This window comes from Oceanisphaera psychrotolerans (assembly GCF_001870485.1).
GTDB classification, from domain to species: domain Bacteria; phylum Pseudomonadota; class Gammaproteobacteria; order Enterobacterales; family Aeromonadaceae; genus Oceanimonas; species Oceanimonas psychrotolerans.
This window is the reverse complement of the sequence record NZ_MDKE01000027.1, coordinates 17068-32453: the sequence shown is the minus strand read 5'-3', so window position 1 is coordinate 32453 and position 15386 is coordinate 17068. Positions and strand designations below refer to the sequence as shown.

The 15386-nt window shown below is 61.2% G+C and carries 15 protein-coding genes, 4 tRNA genes and 1 pseudogene; 4 read left to right on the top strand and 16 right to left on the bottom strand.

The window, feature by feature from the left end; translation table 11 throughout:
• From BFR47_RS10740 to BFR47_RS10720, 5 genes are all read right to left on the bottom strand, one after another.
• Positions 1-518 (bottom strand): GTP-binding protein (locus tag BFR47_RS10740; RefSeq protein WP_139215158.1); only part of this gene is annotated, 518 nt, incomplete at its 3' end.
• Positions 519-616: 98 nt separating this feature from the next.
• Positions 617-692, bottom strand: a tRNA-Thr gene (locus tag BFR47_RS10735).
• Between the two features lie 3 nt (positions 693-695).
• Positions 696-770 (bottom strand) — tRNA-Gly (locus BFR47_RS10730).
• 72 nt (positions 771-842) lie between these two features.
• Positions 843-927: transfer RNA gene (locus BFR47_RS10725), tRNA-Tyr, on the bottom strand.
• A 9-nt stretch (positions 928-936) separates the two neighbouring features.
• A tRNA-Thr gene (locus BFR47_RS10720) sits at positions 937-1012 on the bottom strand.
• A gap of 250 nt (positions 1013-1262) precedes the next feature.
• Between BFR47_RS10720 and coaA the strand changes: the two genes are divergently transcribed.
• Complete coding sequence (coaA, locus tag BFR47_RS10715) at positions 1263-2204, top strand: type I pantothenate kinase (RefSeq protein WP_071473068.1); 942 nt, start codon at positions 1263-1265, stop codon at positions 2202-2204.
• 17 nt (positions 2205-2221) lie between these two features.
• Here coaA and birA read toward each other — a convergent pair whose 3' ends face one another.
• The 3 genes from birA to BFR47_RS10700 are packed head-to-tail and all read right to left on the bottom strand — an operon-like array spanning position 2222 to position 4418.
• Positions 2222-3187 carry a bifunctional biotin--[acetyl-CoA-carboxylase] ligase/biotin operon repressor BirA gene (birA, locus tag BFR47_RS10710; RefSeq protein WP_071473067.1) on the bottom strand — a complete coding sequence of 322 codons (966 nt, stop codon included), beginning with the start codon at positions 3185-3187 and terminating at the stop codon, positions 2222-2224.
• A complete protein-coding gene (murB, locus tag BFR47_RS10705; protein WP_071473066.1) occupies positions 3175-4209 on the bottom strand; it encodes a UDP-N-acetylmuramate dehydrogenase in 1035 nt (344 codons plus the stop codon). The genes birA and murB overlap by 13 nt, the downstream gene beginning before the upstream one ends.
• 2 nt (positions 4210-4211) lie before the next feature.
• Complete coding sequence (locus BFR47_RS10700; RefSeq protein ID WP_071473065.1) at positions 4212-4418, bottom strand: hypothetical protein; 207 nt, start codon at positions 4416-4418, stop codon at positions 4212-4214.
• Here BFR47_RS10700 and BFR47_RS10695 point away from each other — a divergent pair.
• From BFR47_RS10695 to BFR47_RS10685, 3 genes are read left to right on the top strand one after another with little or no spacing between them, the layout of a single operon-like run.
• A complete protein-coding gene (locus tag BFR47_RS10695) occupies positions 4417-4827 on the top strand; it encodes a ketosteroid isomerase-related protein (protein ID WP_071473064.1) in 411 nt (136 codons plus the stop codon). The genes BFR47_RS10700 and BFR47_RS10695 overlap by 2 nt on opposite strands.
• Positions 4827-5435 (top strand): GNAT family N-acetyltransferase, encoded by a 609-nt coding sequence (locus BFR47_RS10690; RefSeq protein ID WP_071473063.1) that lies wholly within the window; start codon positions 4827-4829, stop codon positions 5433-5435. Before BFR47_RS10695 ends, BFR47_RS10690 begins: the two co-directional genes overlap by 1 nt.
• Positions 5432-6298: a carbon-nitrogen hydrolase family protein gene (locus tag BFR47_RS10685; protein ID WP_071473062.1), complete on the top strand. Its 867-nt coding sequence runs from the start codon at positions 5432-5434 to the stop codon at positions 6296-6298. Before BFR47_RS10690 ends, BFR47_RS10685 begins: the two co-directional genes overlap by 4 nt.
• A 150-nt stretch (positions 6299-6448) precedes the next feature.
• Here BFR47_RS10685 and BFR47_RS10680 read toward each other — a convergent pair whose 3' ends face one another.
• The 8 genes and pseudogenes from BFR47_RS10680 to BFR47_RS10645 all read right to left on the bottom strand — a co-directional run bounded on the left by BFR47_RS10680 (position 6449) and on the right by BFR47_RS10645 (position 15162).
• Positions 6449-7522 carry a trypsin-like peptidase domain-containing protein gene (locus tag BFR47_RS10680; RefSeq protein WP_071473061.1) on the bottom strand — a complete coding sequence of 358 codons (1074 nt, stop codon included), beginning with the start codon at positions 7520-7522 and terminating at the stop codon, positions 6449-6451.
• 73 nt (positions 7523-7595) lie between these two features.
• A pseudogene (locus BFR47_RS10675) lies at positions 7596-9537 on the bottom strand (DNA topoisomerase III).
• Between the two features lie 67 nt (positions 9538-9604).
• Positions 9605-10066: a hypothetical protein gene (locus BFR47_RS10670; RefSeq protein WP_071473060.1), complete on the bottom strand. Its 462-nt coding sequence runs from the start codon at positions 10064-10066 to the stop codon at positions 9605-9607.
• Between the two features lie 98 nt (positions 10067-10164).
• Complete coding sequence (gene msrQ / locus BFR47_RS10665) at positions 10165-10788, bottom strand: protein-methionine-sulfoxide reductase heme-binding subunit MsrQ (protein ID WP_071473059.1); 624 nt, start codon at positions 10786-10788, stop codon at positions 10165-10167.
• Entirely contained in the window at positions 10788-11813 is a 1026-nt protein-coding gene (msrP, locus tag BFR47_RS10660; RefSeq protein ID WP_071473058.1) for a protein-methionine-sulfoxide reductase catalytic subunit MsrP, read from the bottom strand. Before msrP ends, msrQ begins: the two co-directional genes overlap by 1 nt.
• Before the next feature lie 73 nt (positions 11814-11886).
• Positions 11887-13230: a sigma 54-interacting transcriptional regulator gene (locus BFR47_RS10655; RefSeq protein WP_071473057.1), complete on the bottom strand. Its 1344-nt coding sequence runs from the start codon at positions 13228-13230 to the stop codon at positions 11887-11889.
• A gap of 5 nt (positions 13231-13235) precedes the next feature.
• A complete protein-coding gene (locus BFR47_RS10650) occupies positions 13236-13724 on the bottom strand; it encodes a hypothetical protein (protein ID WP_071473056.1) in 489 nt (162 codons plus the stop codon).
• Entirely contained in the window at positions 13717-15162 is a 1446-nt protein-coding gene (locus BFR47_RS10645) for a sensor histidine kinase (RefSeq protein WP_071473055.1), read from the bottom strand. Before BFR47_RS10645 ends, BFR47_RS10650 begins: the two co-directional genes overlap by 8 nt.
• Positions 15163-15386 lie beyond the last annotated feature (224 nt).

The window sequence follows — 15386 nt, the reverse complement described above, 5'->3', positions numbered from 1 at the left end:
CCCTGGATAACCGGAATGTCGTCGCCCGGGAAGTCGTACTCGGACAGCAGTTCACGAACTTCCATTTCTACCAGTTCGAGCAGCTCTTCATCGTCAACCATGTCACACTTGTTCATGAACACAACGATGTAAGGTACGCCTACCTGGCGGGCCAGCAGGATGTGCTCACGAGTTTGCGGCATGGGGCCATCGGTCGCAGCAACAACCAGGATAGCACCATCCATCTGGGCAGCACCGGTGATCATGTTTTTCACATAGTCGGCGTGGCCAGGGCAGTCAACGTGTGCGTAGTGACGACTTTCGGTGTCATACTCAACGTGAGAGGCGGCGATGGTGATACCACGGGCTTTTTCTTCCGGGGCATTATCAATTTGATCGAACGCGCGGGCGGCACCGCCAAACTGCTTGGCAAGGACGTTGGTGATGGCAGCGGTCAGGGTCGTTTTACCGTGGTCAACGTGGCCGATGGTGCCGACGTTTACGTGCGGTTTGTTACGTTCAAATTTTTCTTTAGACATGCTCGTCCCTCTAACTGGTTGGGTGGTGAGCTATACCACGCGAGTCGCAAGTAGGAAGTATATAACAAAAAAAGGCTTGAGGTGCTCGAGCAAAGAAGTGGTGCTGATACCCGGATTTGAACTGGGGACCTCACCCTTACCAAGGGTGCGCTCTACCGACTGAGCTATATCAGCATCTGGAGCGGGCAGCGGGAATCGAACCCGCATCATCAGCTTGGAAGGCTGAGGTAATAGCCATTATACGATGCCCGCGATACTCTTTACTTTTTACAACCGTCAAACCGCTTTATTTCAGACCCGTCGCGATGAACAGATCCGGAAATTTGGTGGAGGGAGCTGGATTCGAACCAGCGAAGGCTGAGCCGTCAGATTTACAGTCTGATCCCTTTGGCCACTCGGGAACCCCTCCAGATTTTTATGGTGCCGGCACCAAGAGTCGAACTCGGGACCTACTGATTACAAGTCAGTTGCTCTACCAACTGAGCTATGCCGGCACTAGAACGAGGCGAATTCTAGAGCAAGGGCACAACCCGATGCAACACCTTTGCCGAAAGTTTTTCACTGCGGCGGGCTCAAGCGCACAAAAAAACATCAAAGCCCCCTATTCTGGCGCATTCTCGTGCATATTATCGCCCGCCGCGTCATCGCCGCGGGCCGACGCCCAACGCCGGGCATGGCCGTCTGCCGCCTTGTTCATCCCCAGACCATGGTGTATCGTCCTCGAGCGACCCACAGGACACGCCCATGACGATAGACAACTACTCTCCCTATCTGGCCTTTTCTCGCGAAACCTGGTCAGAATTGCGTGATACAGTACATCAGCCCCTGAGCGAGGCGGAACTCAAGCGTCTGCAGGGCATCAACGACAAGGTATCACTGGCGGAAGTCAGAGATATTTACCTGCCTCTGTCCCGCCTGCTCAACCTCTATGTCAAGGCCAAGCAACGCCGCAATCGCGTGCTGGATCAGTTTCTCGGCAAAGAGCCCCGCCATGTGCCCTATGTGATCAGCATTGCCGGCTCGGTGGCCGTGGGCAAAAGCACCACGGCGCGTATCCTGCAAGCACTGCTTGAACGATGGCCTCAGCATCCCAAGGTAACGCTGGTGACCACCGACGGCTTTCTCTATCCCAATGCGGTATTGGAAGAACGCGGCCTGATGGGCAAGAAAGGCTTCCCACAGTCTTACGATATTCGTCGATTGGTGCAGTTTGTATCCGATATCAAATCCGGCAAACCCAGTGTCACGGCACCGGTGTATTCTCATCTGGTGTACGACATCGTTCCGGGTCAGAAAGCCGTGGTGGAGCAGCCGGACATCGTGATCATCGAGGGTCTGAACGTGTTACAGAGCGGCATGGATTATCCCCACGAACCACACCGGGTATTCGTCTCGGACTTCGTGGACTTTTCCATCTTCGTGGACGCCGACGAACGGTTGCTGAAAACCTGGTATGTGGAGCGCTTTCTCAAGCTGCGCTCCGGCGCCTTTGCCGATCCGGAGTCTTACTTTCATCACTACGCCCAGCTGTCGGAAGAAGAAGCGGTGGCCACGGCCAGCCGCATCTGGCACGAAATCAACTACAAGAACCTGAAACAGAACATCCTGCCCACCAAGGACAGGGCCGAGCTGATCCTCACCAAGGGCAGAGAACACGGCATAGATCAGGTGTGGCTGAAGAAATAACGCTTGCGGACCAGGGGTTATTTACCGCGCAGAGAGATTTCACCGCCGAGAAAGTGTTTGAGCTCCCCGTTTTCAAGCTCCAGCAGTAGGGCACCCTGTGAATCGATGCCCCGGGCGACACCCTGCACCTCCTGTTCGCCCATCAATACCCGTACCGCCCTGCCGTTGAAGTAGTCCAGCCGGTTCCACTGCTCGCGAAAGGCGGCAATCCCCTCCCGTTCGAACACCAGCAGACTGCGCTGCAACTGGCTGGCCACGGCGATGACCAGAGCGTTGCGATCCTCGATGTTGCCGAGCTCGGCCAGCTCCGCCCAGGGCTGATCGATACGTTCCTGCTCGCTCCGGGGCAGCAGCAGGTTGAGTCCCATGCCGATCACCAGCTGACAGGGGCCGCCGGCGGTGCCGGACATCTCGACCAGAATCCCCGCCAGCTTGCGACCGTTCAGATAGAGATCGTTGGGCCATTTCAGCTGTACCCCGGCAAAGCCTTGCGCCTCCAGCGCCTCGACCACGGCAATGCCGACCACCAGACTCAGCCCCATGGCCGCCGCCATGCCCTGCTCCAGCCGCCAGTACATGCTCATGATCAGCTGACCGCCGAAGGGAGAAACCCACGGCCGTCCGCGTCGCCCGCGACCGCTGGTCTGGCATTCGGCCACACAGATGTCGCCTTTTTCCAGCCGGGAGAGCGACTCCAGCCAGTGCTGATTGGTGGAGCCGATCACCGGCACCAGCTCGGCCCGGCTCGGCGCCAGCGCCTGAGTCAGGCGCGCCTGATCCAGCAGCTGCAGGGGGACCGCCAGTCGGTAGCCCTTGCCGCTGACGCTGTATACCTCCAGTCCCAGCGCCTTCAGCGCCTGCACATGCTTGCCGACGGCCGCCCGGCTGACCGACAGCCGCTCCCCCAGCTGTTCACCGGAATGAAACTGGCCATCGGCCAACAACCTGAGCAACGTCTCGCGCAACGGCGTCAGTTCAGACATGCCAGCGCCTCATCCAGACAGGTTTCACCGTCGGGGCCCATCATGCGAACCTCGGGCTCGAGCCGCACGCCGAACAACTGCTCCACCCGCTCCCGCACCAACGCCGCCAGCCGCAACACGTCCTCGGCGGTGGCGCCGCCGTGGTTGACCAGCACCAGCGCCTGCTCGGTGTGCACGCCGGCACCGCCGACCCGCGTCCCCTTGAGGCCTGCCTTGTCGATCAGCCAGCCGGCCGCCAGCTTGCTCCGCCCGGCTTCTGCCGCAAACACCGGCAACGCCGGCCAGGCCAGCCGGAGCGCCTCGGCCTGGGCGGTGACCACCTTGGGATTCTTGAAGAAACTGCCGGCATTGCCCAGCACGGCAGGATCCGGCAGCTTGGCCTGACGGGTGGCGCAGACCCGCTCGAAAATCTGTTGTGCCGTGGCGGCCTCGCCCAGCTCCGCCAGCGGACCATAGCCCAACACCGGGTGCCATGCCTTGGGCAGCCGCAGGGTGACACTCAGGATAAGATGATGACGCGCCTCATGCTTGAACACGCTGTCCCGGTAACCGAAGGCGCACTCGGCCGCCGACCAGTGACGGGTTTCACCACTGTGCCAGTCGAAACTCTCCACCTGCTCGCAGAATTGCGCCAGCTCCACCCCGTAGGCACCGATATTCTGGATCGGCGAGGCGCCGACGGTACCGGGGATCAACGCCAGGTTTTCCAGCCCCGGCATTTTCTGCTCCAGGGTCCAGCACACCAGCTGGTGCCAGTTTTCTCCGCCCGCCACCTTCAGCAGCCAGGCGTCGCCGGTCTCGTTGACCACGATACCCTTGAGCCGATTGACCAGCACCAGGCCATGAAAAGGCGCGGTAAACAGCAGGTTGGATCCTTCCCCGACTATCAGCAGGGGCTCATCCTGGCGGGCCTGCCACAATTCGAGCAATTGTTCCCTCTGCTCTATCACCGTCAAACGGTCGGCGGTCTGGGTCAGGGCAAAGGTGTTATAGGGGGCAAGGGATGCCGGGGTGAGCTGCATGGTCACGGTTCCTGAATAAATGCCGCCCAAGTGTACCCCAAGTACCGAACCGGGTTAAGCCGCACCGCAGCGTCCAGGCCCATATCCGGCATCACTGTTACCGAGCTGAAAAAGTCATTTGCCGGCCGTCCCGACCCGCCGGTCTTGATCGCGCCCTCGCTTTCACCGAGATTAACCTGCTCATCAGCCAGAATCAGGATCATCATCATGAGCAGAGCCCGTACCGAACAACTGATCGCCGACTATTACCAGGCCTTCAACGCCGGCGACATGGACCGCTTTCTCGGTCTGCTGACCGACGATGTGCGGCACGACATCAACCAGGGTGAGCGCGAAACCGGTCGCGAGGCCTTCGCCGCCTTCATGGAACGGATGAACCGCAATTACCGGGAGCAGCTGGTCGATATTCAGATCATGAGCAGTACCGATGGCAGCCGGGCCGCCGCCGAATTCGTGGTGCTGGGCGAGTACCTGGTCACCGATGACGGCCTGCCCGAGGCCCGCGGCCAGCGCTACCGGCTGCCGGCCGGCGCCTTCTTCGAAGTGCGCGACAACAAGGTGGCCCGCATCAGCAACTACTACAACCTCAACGACTGGATAGCCCAGGTCGGCGCCTGATGAGCCAGCCCGTGCACATCCTGACGGTCACCGGCAAGACACTGGCGCCCTGGCTGGATCGGCTGGCCGAGCTGCGTATCCGGGTGTTCCGCGACTTTCCCTATCTCTATGACGGAGATCCGGTTTACGAAGCCGACTATCTGAGCACCTATCTGGACACCGACCACAGCGTCTGTGTGCTGGCCCTCGACGGTGACCGGCTGGTAGGCGCTTCCACCGGCCTGCCCCTGAGTCATGAGACCGCCGCCTTTCGCCGCCCCTTCGTCGAGCAAGGCCTGGATACCGACCGCATCTTCTACTGCGCGGAGTCGGTGCTGTTGCCCGCCTATCGCGGACAGGGACTCTACAAGGCCTTCTTCAACGGTCGCGAGGCCCACGCCCGACAACTGGGTGGCTTCCAGCAGGCGGCCTTCTGCGCCGTGGTGCGGCCCGCCGAGCATCCGCTGCGACCCAGCGGCTACCGGTCGCTGGAGCCGGTCTGGCAGCACTTCGGTTACCGGCCCGAGCCGGGCCTTCGCGCCCGTTTCGGCTGGAAGGATATCGACCAGCCGCAAGAAACCGACAAACCAATGCAGTTTTATCTCAAGCCACTGGAGACCTCCCGATGACTCCCTCTCTGCGACTGGCCTGCGCCCAGTATCACATCGATTTCCTGCCGGACTGGGCCGCCTATGAGCACAAGATCCGGCGTCTGGTGCAGGACGCCGTCGATCAGGACGCCAACTTTCTGCTGTTTCCGGAGTATTTCAGCATGGAACTGGCGTCTCTGTTCGAGGAAAGCGTCTATCGCTCGCTCCATGGACAGCTCGACGCCATGCAAGGCCTGCTGACGGACTTCAAGACTCTGTTCGCCGATCTGGCCCGGGAGCACGGGCTGCATATCCTGGCCGGCACCTTTCCGGTGCGCCAGGCCGACGGCAGCTATCGCAACCGCGCCTTCCTGTTCTATCCCGACGGCGATACCGACTGGCAGGACAAGCTGCAGATGACCCGCTTCGAGAATGAACAGTGGCAGATCCAATCCGGCACCGAGCTCAAGGTGCTGGACACCGCCTTCGGCAAGGTCGGCGTGGCCATCTGCTACGACAGCGAATTCCCGCTGCTGGCCCGCCGTCAGGTCGAAGCCGGCGCCAGCCTGATACTGGTACCGAGCTGCACCGACACCGAGGCCGGCTTCAACCGGGTGCGTATCGGCTGCCAGGCCCGGGCGCTGGAAAACCAGTGCTTTGTGGCCCAGTCCCCCACCATCGGCATGGCGCCCTGGTCGGAGGCGGTGGACATCAACACCGGTCGAGCCGCCATCTATACCCCGGTGGACTACGGCTATCCCGACGACGGTGTACTGGTCATGGGTGAGGCGGATCGGCCCCTGTGGGTAGTGGCCGAGCTGGATCTGTCGGCCCTGGCCGAGGTCAGAGCCCGGGGGCAGGTATTCAACCACAGAGACTGGGACGGTCAGATGCGGTTTTGACGCGCCCTTTCTTCCAGTCACACCAAGTATCTGCGCATGCCGTGGGTTACGGCTCCAGAAGCAACACAACCGCTTCTTGGGAAGGATTTATGGCGAGTCGGCGGAGCGGGCCCTTTGTCCGATATACAAGGTGTACAGGGTGAAGACCCTCTACTCCGCCAGAAAGGCCTGTACCTCATCCATGGCCACGGCAAAGTTGAAGTTGCCCCAGGCCTGTACCCCCTTGGTGGTGATGCCCAGCAGTCGTCCTTCGGCATCGAACAGGGCGCCGCCCGAGGAGCCATAGCTGATGGGAGCCGTGGTCTGGACAAGCCTGACCCCGTTTTCGGTTCTCAGCGCAGAAACGATGCCTTCGGTCAGGGTTTTCTCCAGTCCGGCCGGCGCTCCGATGGCGAACACCTTTTCGCCGACCCGTACCCGCTCGTATGGCTTGATGGTATTGGTGAAACTCAGTTGGCGGCCGGGATCGTCCAGCACCAGCAGCGCCAGATCCCGCCTGGGGTCGACCTTGACCACCTGCCACTGCTGCACATCGGCCTCTCGTACATATTCATTGTCATTGCGGCGGTCGATGCTGACCGGGATGCCCCCGGCCTGCAGCAGGTGATAGCTGGTGATGGCACGGTACGGGTCTATGGCAATGGCCGAGCCGACGCTGGTGGGTTCCAGTCCAGCATCCAGTTGCGCATACACCACTATCTTGTACACGCTGGGGGCACGACGGGCATAGAGATCAACCGCGGCCTGGCCGGGAGGAGAAGCCTCGACGCTGGCAGATGACACCTGCAGGGACGGCGGAGTCAGCAGCACCAGCAGCCGGGTACAGGCTGTTTCACCCTGTTCGGCACAGAGACGAAACTGCTCCGCCGCCGCAGGCCGGTCCAGATACGCCCGCCCATGATCACCCCGGTAGATAAGGCCGAGCTGCCGGTGGGCCTGAGGACTCCACACCGGATCCCGGGACTCCGCAACTTGCCTGAACCAGCTGATGGCCTGCCCCGTATCCTGCGAGGTTCCCCTGCCCGCCAGGAACATTTCGGCCACCCGGTACTGAGCCTCGGGATAATCGTTGCTCCGGGCCGCCTCCTGATAATGTGCAAAGGCCCTGTCGTCATCTCCGGCGAGCCTGGCGGCGTAACCGGCCTGATAACGGGCATCTCCGCCCAGGCCACAGCCGGTGAGCAGCAGGGCACAGAGGGTGAGCAACAGCGATATTCTGTCCATGATTGGCTTCCATCAGCGGCGCTAAAAGCCTAAGCATAGCAGCCCGCCGAGGCCAAATTTCGCTGACGCCCGCCTAGCGTTTCGCTGCCCGGGTCGAGCCGCCTGCGCCCGTTTTTCGCGGCTTGCGCTTGCGGAATGACGTCGCTTGCCGCCCCCCTGCAGCCCCCTGAACGCCGCCGGATCCACCTGGCTTATCAACCCGGGTAACGAGCCTCCAGCTCGGCCATAAAGCCCTGATAGCCGGCCTGCTTGCGGCTGATGGCATCGAGGACCGCCTCCCAGCGGGCGGTCATGTCCGGGGTAGTGGCCGATTCGGGCAGGCTGGCAATGAGCTTGCGGCCCGCCTCGGTTGCCCGGATCTGCTTGCCTTCGCGTCTTAAAAACTGGCGACTGAACAACAGCTCGATAATACCGGCCCGGGTCGCCTCCGTGCCCAGGCCATCGGTGTCGCGCAGGATTTTCCTGAGCTCGGCGTCGGTGACATAGCGGGCGATGTTGGTCATCGCCGCCAGCAGGGTGGCATCGGTAAAATGCTTGGGCGGCTGGGTCAGTTTATCGAGTAATTCTCCTTCGAGACACAACAGCGGATCCCCCGGCTTCAGCTCGGGCAGCGTCGGTTGTAATTCGGGGTCTTCGTCTGCTTTCTTGTCCGACCGAGCAAACAGGACTTTCCAGCCCGGTTTCACCTGCTGCCGCGCCCTGGCTACAAAACGGCCACCGGCTATATCGACATCCAGTTGCTTGTCGGCATATTCCCAGGGCGGGTAGAACTGGGCCAGATACTGACGGGCAATCAACTGATACAGGTTCTGCTCGGGCCCGGACAGCTTGCCGCCGTCCATCGCCCGGGCGGTGGGGATGATGGCATGGTGCGCGTCGACTTTCTTGCCGTTCCATGCCTTGCTGCGCAGCGTCAGATCGGCTTCGGCCACCGCCGGTGCCAGTTCCGGACTGGTGCGCGCCAGGGCCTCGGTGACCGCCGCCGCCTGATGAAAGTGATCTTCGGGCAGGTAACGGCAATCGGAACGGGGATAGGTGATCAGCTTGTGCCGTTCATACAGGGTCTGACAGGTATCCAGCACCTGCTTGGCACTGAGTCCGAAACGACGGGCGGCATCAATCTGCAACGTCGACAGATTGTAAGGCAGGGGCGGCGCCTGCCGATGCTGCTTGCGTTCGGCCCCGACCACTCGCCCCGGCTGGCCCTGAATCCTTTGGATAACGTTTTCCGCCAACCGCCGGGAAAGCACCCGTCCCTCCTCATCCTGCCAGGGCTGGCAGGCTTCGCTGGGTTGCCATTTGGCCTTGAACCGCTCGCCAGCCTCGGTCTGCAACAGCGCCAGCACCTCGTAATAGGGCCTGGCGATGAAGGATTCGATTTCCTGATCCCGGCGCACCACCAGCCCCAGCAGCGGAGTCTGCACCCGCCCGACCGACAGCACCCCCTGGTAGCCCATTTTCTGGCCCTGGATGGTACAGAGCCGGCTCATGTTGATGCCATAGAGCCAGTCGGCCCGGGAGCGGGCCAGCGCCGACACCGACAGCGGAACAAACTCCCGGTTGGGACGCAGCGCCGCCAGCGCCTTCTTGACCGCAGCCGGGTTGAGGTCGCTGATCAGACAACGTTGCACCTTTTCCCGCCGGGTGGCGGAGACGCCGCAAAAGCTGATCACCTCGTCGACCAGCAGCTGGCCCTCGCGGTCCGGATCGCCCACATGAACGATGTCGTCTGCTTGCTTCAGCAATTTTTTCAGCACCGTCAGCTGGCTGCGGGTCTTGGACCTGGCTTCGAGCTTCCACTCGCGGGGGATGATCGGCAGATGCTCCAGCCGCCATTGCCTGAACGCCGGATCATAGGCGTCGGGCTGGGCCTGCTCCAGCAGGTGGCCGATGCACCAGCTGACCACGTCGCCGTTGCCGACACGAATAAAACCATCCCCCTTTTGATGGGGCCTGGGCAACACTTCGGCCAGGGCGCGGCCCAGACTGGGTTTTTCGGCGATATAAAGGATCATAGGGGGCGCGGATGGCTGCACATGGTGACTGTATATGAATACAGGTTAAAGCAGCCCGGAGCCGACTTCAATAATCGTCCTGCAGCAGAAAATCGTCCATGGCTTCCACCAGATAGATCCAGTCGTCTTCCGCTACCGGGGTGGCGGGGTCTTCGTCGTCTTCGCCGTATTCTTCCCAGTAATAGGCACGCAGTGCCAGGGCAAAATCGCTGTAGTCTTCGGCCAGCGCAGAAAGCGGACCAAACCAGAGGATGCGAGTCAGACCGCTGGTGAGATCGTTGAGATACTCCACCAGGGTTTCCGGCTCCGGATACTGCTCCATCAGCAACTCGAATCGCTCCCGGGCCACCAGGGTCTGCTGTTCGTCCAGCTCACCCAGTTCGGCCACGTGTTGCAGGTATTCATTGAGCAGATAATGCCGGGCCTGATCTTCATCGCTCAGCCACTGGCAACGGGTTTCTTTGCGGCTGATCACCGACAGCGCCACGCCCTCGTCGAGAAAACACAATGACCATAACCGGTTGTCCATTCAATACTCCGCAGCTTGTCTGAAAGGCCGCCAGTGTAGCCTAAAGCCCGTCAAGATGTGAGGGGTGGAGCGGACGCCCTCCCCTCTCTCTTCACCGCTTATCTCGCACTCCTCGCTTGCGTTCTGGTTCGCCACCAGCGGCTCAGCTTGTCCCGTCGCCACCCCAGCAGGCCCAGGCTGAGCGCCAGATAGATGACCGGCTCAATCCAGCCGGACTTGACCGCCCACCAGAAATGTATCGGTATCAGCAGGGCGACCAGGTACACCCAATTGTGCAGTCGCTGCCAGCGGGGTCCGAGCCGTCGCTGCCAGCCGCGGGTAGAGGTGACCGCCAGCAACAGCAGCAGCACCCAGGACACCATGCCCAGGGTAATAAAACCGCGCTTGACGATCTCAGAGCCAATCTGGCCCCAGGCCAGCTGCAGGTCGAGCAGCAGCCACACCAGCAGGTGCAGGCTGGCATAGGCGAAGACCCAGAGTCCCAGCAGTCTGCGCACCTTGATCAGGGCCCCGCTTTTCAGCTTTTTGGCCAGCGGCGAGATACAAAGCGTCAGCAGCAACAGCCGCAGCGCCCAGTCGCCGAGATACTGCAGCAGCTCGGGAACGGGATCGGCGCTGAAACGCCCCGTTTCAAAGGCCCAGGGCAGCCACAGCAGCGGCAGCACCGCCGCCACATGCAGCAGTGCCTTCAGCCCGGTTACCCCCTTGGGAGACAGCCTCATCAGTAGAACTTCCTCAGATCCATCCCCCGGTAGAGGCTCGCTACTTCGTCTTCATAGCCGTTGAACATCAGCGTCGGCTGCCGTTCGCTGCCAAACAGTCCCCCTTCGGCCAGCACCCGTTCGCTGGCCTGGCTCCAGCGGGGATGATCCACCTCTGGATTGACGTTGGCGTAAAAGCCATATTCGTTGGCAGCCAGCTGGTTCCAGGTAGTGGGTGGCTGCTTGTCGGTCAGGTGGATGCGGACGATGGACTTGATGCCCTTGAAGCCGTACTTCCAGGGCACCACCAGCCTTATCGGCGCGCCGTTCTGGGGTGGCAGCGTCTTGCCGTACATGCCTACCGTCAGCAACGCCAGCGGATGCATGGCTTCGTCCAGCCGCAGTCCTTCCACATAGGGATAGTCGATGCCGCCGCCGGTAAAACGGGAGGCCTGACCGCGCATCTGCTCCGGATCGTAGAGGGTTTCAAAGGCCACGTATCTGGCCCTGGAGGTAGGACCGGCCGCCTTGATGATGTCCGCCAGGGGAACCCCCAGCCAGGGGATGACCATGGACCAGGCTTCGACACAGCGGTGGCGATAAATGCGTTCTTCGAGTCGCTGCTTTTCCAGCCATGCCCACACATCCAGGGTCTGGGGCTTGTCCACTTCCCCGGAAATGGTCAGGGTCCAGGGTCGGGTCTTGAACTGCTGGGCATAACGGGCCGGATCCGACTTGTCGGTGCCGAACTCGTAGAAGTTGTTATAGCTGGTAGCCACCCGTTCGGCCGTTTGCGGTATGGAAACCTGATAGGCGTCGGGGCGTGCGAAGGTCAGGGGCGTGGTGGTGGCCGCGCCGGTGGCGGGCGCGGGCTCCTTGTTCCCCAGCAGGGAGTCGAGCAAACCGGCACTGGCCGGGCCGCTCAGTGCCGCCGCACCCAGACCCAGGCCGAGCCCCCGCAGAATCTGCCGGCGCTGGCGGTAAATCGGCTCCGGGGTTACCTGGTTTTCACTCAGTTCTGATTTTTTCTTGTTGTGTATCCGCATGATGGGTCCGTGGTGATTATCTGGTTGCATACAGCTGGTTGCATACAAAGAGCGCCATCCGCGGGGAAAAATTTCACCCCTTGCCTTTTTCCTTGTAGGTGCCGGCCTCGATGCCGTGCCGGTTCAGCAGCTTGTAAAAGTCGGTTCGGTTACGCCCGGCCAGCCCCGCCGCCTGGCTGACGTTGCCCTCGGTCATGCGCAGTATCTTGTGCAGATACAGGCGTTCGAACTCGGCCCGGGCCTCGTTGAAGGTCGGAAACAGCTCCCCACTGTCCGACAATATGCCTTCGAGCAGTTGCGGGCCTATTACCGGCGCCGACGCCAGTGCCACCGCCTGCTCCACCACATTCAGCAATTGCCGCACATTACCCGGCCAGCTGGCCGCCGCCAGCATCGACAGCGCCTCGGGGGAAAAACCGGTCACTTGGGTAGACTGGCGCTGCCGGAGCTGCTCCAGCGCATGACGGGCCAGCAGCGGAATATCTTCGGGTCGTTGCTGCAATGACGGCAGGTTCAGGTTCACCACGTTGAGGCGATAAAACAGATCTTCCCTGAAGTCGCCCCGTTCCATGGCGGAAACCAGATCCCGGTTGGTAGAAGACAGCACCCGCACATCGGTCTTGATGCTGCGGGTAGCCCCCAGCGGGCGCACCTGCTGCTGTTCCAGCGCCCGCCGCAGTTTTATCTGCAGCGACGGCGGCAGCTCGCCGACATCTTCCAGCAGCAGGGTCCCGCCCTGGGCGGCGAGAAAGACCCCCGGATGGTCGGACACCGCACCGGCAAAGGCGCCTTTGACATGGCCGAACAGCTCCGACTCCAGCAGTTGCTCGGTCATGGCGCCGCAATTGAGCACAATAAAGGGATAATCCCGCCGCGGACTGGCATCGTGCAGCGCCTCGGCCATCAATGCCTTGCCCGAGCCGGAAGGTCCGGTCAGCATCACGCTGATATCCAGCGGAGCCATGCGCCGGGCCTGCTCCAGTAACGCCACCATGACCGGGCTGCGGGTCATGATCCTGTGTTGCCAGTCATTTTCCATCGCCGGCAGCGACACCGACAGGGCCTCGTTGATGGTTTGACGCAAGGCTTCCTTGTCGATGGGTTTGGTCAGAAAACCGAAGACACCGGAACGAGTGGCGGTGACCGCATCGGTAATGGAGCCGTGAGCAGTCATGATCACCACCGGCAGGCCCACATGCTGACGCTGAATCCGGTCGAACAGCGCCAGGCCATCCATGCCATCCATGCGCAGATCGCTCAACACCAGATCCGGCCTTTCCTGCTCCAGCCATTCCAGCGCCTCGGCACCGCTGGCGGCAGTATTCACCTCGAAGCCTTCGCTTTTCAGCCGCAGTCCCAGCAACTTCAGCAGGCTGACATCATCGTCCACCAGCAGTATTCTGGCTTTACGCTTCATGGTGTCTACTCTCGAAATTTACGTTCGTTGATCTGTTGATCGATGCTGGCCAGCTCGTTCAGTTTGCGGGTCAGGGTATCGATCTGTTGCTGCCGATCCGCCAGTTGCCGATTAAGCGCCAGCAGTTCCTGATTATAACGCTGATAAACCCCGAAGAACTGCTGCACCCGGGTATTCACCGCCGGCAGATGTTGTTTGAATAGCTGCTGGGCCTGCTGGCGCTGACTGTTGCTGGCCCGCGGATGGCTGAGCCATAACGCCAGTTTCAGCTCGTTGCCGGCGGGCATGCTCTGCCAGCGCAGCAGCTGCTGCTGGCGCTCCGCATCGCTGCTGTGCGTTACCTCGCCGGCCAGCTGCAACCAGTCATTCAACTCCTGATTGTCGGATGCCGGACTCCAGATTGGTTCGGGTTGCTGCTGATAAGGCAACGAAAAAGGCAATGAGCAGCCGGACAACATCAATGCCAGCACACCGCAATACCAGGATCTAGTCATGTCTTGTTCCTTGGTTTTTGTTTGTGGGCAGGCTCAGTTCAAAACAGACCAGCTCTGCCATGGATGTATTCAATATCAGCCGCCCGCCCATGCTGGCTGCGGCCTCCCGCGCGATACTCAGCCCGATACCGGAACCTTTCAGCACGCCCTTGCGTATCTGGCTGCCCTGCACGAAGGGTTCGAAGATGCGCTCTCTGTCCTGCTCCGGTATCGGCTGGCCGGTGTTGGCCACCGTCAGCACATAATCTTCCGCCTCGACCCGGGCCTCCACCCGCAGCTCGCCGCCGGCATCGGCGTAGTTGACCGCATTGGAGATCAGGTTATCCAATACCAGCTTCAGTCGATGCCCGTCCGCCAGCGGGCATGTATCATCCAGCGCCATGCTGACCCGCAGCGCCTTGTTCTCGATGGTCAGCCGATGGGCCTCCAGGCTCTGCTCCAATAGCGGCAGCACCGCCACCGGCTCCTGATAGACCTGCACCTGCTGAATCCGGTTGTAATCGAGCAGTTGCTCAATCAGCCCCTGCAGGCGGAAGCTGTTATGCACCAGCAGCTCGCAGATTTCTTCCTGCTCGGCAGTCAGCGGCCCGGTCAGCCGCTCCAGCAACAGGTCGGCCCCCTCCCGCAGACTTGCCAGCGGGGTTTTCAGTTCGTGGGAAAGATGACGCAAGAACTGCAGCTTCTGCGCTTCCAGCTCGCGCAACCGCTGGTGCAGCCACTGCAATTTGTCGCCCAGTGCCACCAGCTCCGCCGGCCCCCTCACCGGCTTTTCTTCCGGCTCGACCCCGGCCCCCAAACTAAGAATACTTCGTTCCAGCTGGCGCACCGGACGAATGATGAGGTAGGTAAACAGCAGCACCAGCAGCAGACTGGCTCCCCCCAGGGCGGCACTCAGCATCCACAGTTGTTGCCGCACCTGGGTGACGTGTGCCCGCACCTGTTGAATGCGCCCGTCAATCTGCGCCCGGGTGAGCTGATCCAGCGCCAGGGTGGCGCTGTTGAAGGCATTGAACATCACCACCCGATCGCGAATTTGCTCACCGCTGGCCTGGGCCAGATCCACCAGATACACCAGCTGATGCTGCAACGAGGTACCCAGGGTGCCCCCCTCGATGCCCAGCAACAACTGATCCAGCTCCAGCCGATAACGCTCCAGTAGCCGCAGATAGGACTGGCGCAATTCCGGATCCCCCAATACCGCATAGCGGCGGATGGCTCGCTCCATTTCGAGCGCCAGATCGTTCATGTCCGACGCCCGCCGGGTATCGATGACCGCGCTTGCTATCCCATCCTGGGCCAGCAGGTTGACGCGCTCCAGGCTGCGGCCATTCTGGATGACCAGCAGGATCAGCGGCAGCAATACCAGGGTAAAGGCAATCAACACCAGTCGCAGCAAAGAACGAGGAGCAAATCCCCTGACCGCAGTATCAGACATCATCCACATACTCACTCGATTATCGGCATGGCAGGATAACAAAAATGCTCCCCCACGCAGACTACGGAAATAAAAAACGGTTACCTTGGCGCGCTGCACCCGCAAACCCGCGCCGGCCTGCCCCGGTTTCGCAACCGCGTGACCCCGCCGCTGCCATGTAACTACGCTATGCTGATAAAGAGTCGAGGCGCTGACTATCAATGGTGCAGGCGGTACCGATTGGATCA